The 1,897-nt window shown below is 56.0% G+C and carries 1 rRNA gene; it reads left to right on the top strand.

The annotated features are described in order from the left end of the window. Positions 1-1,628, top strand: a 23S ribosomal RNA gene (locus ACH6CV_RS18035); the annotation flags it as partial. Between the last annotated feature and the right edge of the window lie 269 nt (positions 1,629-1,897).

Here is a 1,897-nt window from a genome sequence, read left to right as displayed (position 1 = left end):
AGGAGAGAGAATGCCGGTATGAGTAACGAGATGCGAGCGAGAAACTCGCACGTCGAAAGCCCAAGGTTTCCTGGGGAAGGTTCATCCGCCCAGGGTAAGTCGGGGCCTAAGCCGAGGACGATGGTCGTAGGCGATGGAAAACTGGTGGAGATTCCAGTACCACCTATGGGAGTGACGCACTGACACAGAAGGATAGCATGAGCCGGTTGATGGTAGAGCCGGTCCAAGTGTTGAGGCTGAGGCGTAGTGAAGTACGCGCCTTGTGAAGGCTGAGGCATGACGGGGAGCGAAACTATAAGTAGCGAAGCATGTGAATCCCGGCTGGCGAGAAAAGGTGCTAATAATGCCATGGGTGCCCGTACCGCAAACCGACGCAGGTGGGCGAGGAGAGAATCCTAAGACGAACGGGAGAACCCTTGTTAAGGAACTCGGCAAAATGACCCCGTAACTTCGGGAGAAGGGGTGCCTCGAAAGAGGCCGCAGAGAATAGGCCCAAGCGACTGTTTAGCAAAAACACAGGTGTTTGCGAAAGCGAGAGCTGACGTATAAGCGCTGACGCCTGCCCGGTGCTGGAAGGTTAAGAGGAGCTGTCAGCCGCAAGGCGAAGCGGTGAATTGAAGCCCCAGTAAACGGCGGCCGTAACTATAACGGTCCTAAGGTAGCGAAATTCCTTGTCGGGTAAGTTCCGACCCGCACGAATGGCGTAACGACTTGGGCGCTGTCTCAACAAGGGACCCGGTGAAATTGAAGTATGGGTGAAGATGCCCATTACCCGCGACTGGACGGAAAGACCCCGTAGAGCTTTACTGTAGCTTATCATTGGATTTTGGCAATGGATGTACAGGATAGGTGGGACGCTGGGAAGCCAGGACGTCAGTCTTGGTGGAGCGGATGTTGGGATACCACTCTTCTGTTGCTGAAATTCTAACAATGTGCAGTGATCCTGGCAATGGACAGTGATAGGTGGGCAGTTTGACTGGGGCGGTCGCCTCCCAAAGAGTAACGGAGGCGCCCAAAGGTTCCCTCAGAATGGATGGAAACCATTCGAAGAGTGCAATGGCAGAAGGGAGCCTGACTGCGAGACGGACAGGTCGAGCAGAGACGAAAGTCGGGCATAGTGATCCGGCGGTATTGAGTGGAAAAGCCGTCGCTCAACGGATAAAAGCTACCTCGGGGATAACAGGCTGATCTCCCCCAAGAGTCCACATCGACGGGGAGGTTTGGCACCTCGATGTCGGCTCGTCGCATCCTGGGGCTGAAGCAGGTCCCAAGGGTTTGGCTGTTCGCCAATTAAAGCGGCACGCGAGCTGGGTTCAGAACGTCGTGAGACAGTTCGGTCCCTATCCATCGTGGGCGCAGGAGTCATGAGAGGAGCTGTCCCTAGTACGAGAGGACCGGGATGGACGCACCACTGGTGCAACAGTTGTCGTGCCAACGGCATAGCTGGGAAGCGAAGTGCGGAGGGGATAAACGCTGAAGGCATCTAAGCGTGAAGCCCACCTCAAGAAGAAGACTGCCACTGCTAAAAGCAGGTAAGACCCCTTGAAGACGACAAGGTAGATAGGCCGGCGGTGTAAGCGCGGTAACGCGGAAGCTTGCCGGTACTAATCGGTCGAGGGCTTGATCTAAGAAGACTTAATCTCAATCAGGAATCGCGCAAGAGGGAACCCTGAAAGGGGAGACCGGCGAAGACGGTGAACAACCGTCCGAGCGCAAGCGGTTCGGAAACGCTCGCACCTTCAGGTCAACTTTTCCTGTGCGGTTTTCAGGGTGTGCATGCGCGAAGCGAAGCCGTGAGGCGGAGCAAGCAGCGAGCCTTGAGCATACGCGGTATGCGAAGGCAAGGCCGAGCGAGAGCGAGGCCGCAAGCGGCGGCGCGCACCTTAAAAATCCGATA

It is taken from the genome of Anaerozeibacter quisquiliarum (assembly GCF_051162045.1).
In the GTDB taxonomy this organism is placed as follows: Bacteria; Bacillota; Clostridia; order Christensenellales; family Aristaeellaceae; genus Anaerozeibacter; species Anaerozeibacter quisquiliarum.
Note: the sequence above shows the minus strand (reverse complement) of the source record. Positions and strands in the feature narration are given on the sequence as shown.